This window comes from Streptococcus sp. HMSC077D04, from assembly GCF_001808785.1.
Lineage (GTDB): Bacteria > Bacillota > Bacilli > Lactobacillales > Streptococcaceae > Streptococcus > Streptococcus mitis_BX.
Genome location: NZ_KV794448.1, coordinates 1 through 238, shown reverse-complemented (window position 1 = coordinate 238; position 238 = coordinate 1). Strand labels below are relative to the sequence as shown.

1 protein-coding gene is annotated in these 238 nt (G+C 34.9%); it reads right to left on the bottom strand.

Annotation, left to right across the window (positions count from 1 at the left end):
* The coding region (locus HMPREF2701_RS00135; protein ID WP_148130485.1) for a hypothetical protein at positions 1 to 238 on the bottom strand (238 nt) is incomplete at both ends.

Sequence of the window (238 nt, the reverse complement as noted above, 5' to 3'; positions counted from 1 at the left end):
CCCCTCTACCATCCGATAAACTGGAGTTTAAGGCATCTAAAGCCGTTGATACTCTTGTAATCACTCTCTCTGGCCTAACCAATGCTTTCTCAAAGGCTAAAGATTTTTTATATTTTACTTTCTGATCTTTAGAATCAATGTATTCATCTTCTAAACTTGCTAGTAAAGAATACTTATCGTCACTATCAAATAAGTTCCGATTGACTGAGGCATTCAAGTATCCAAATTGACTTACAAA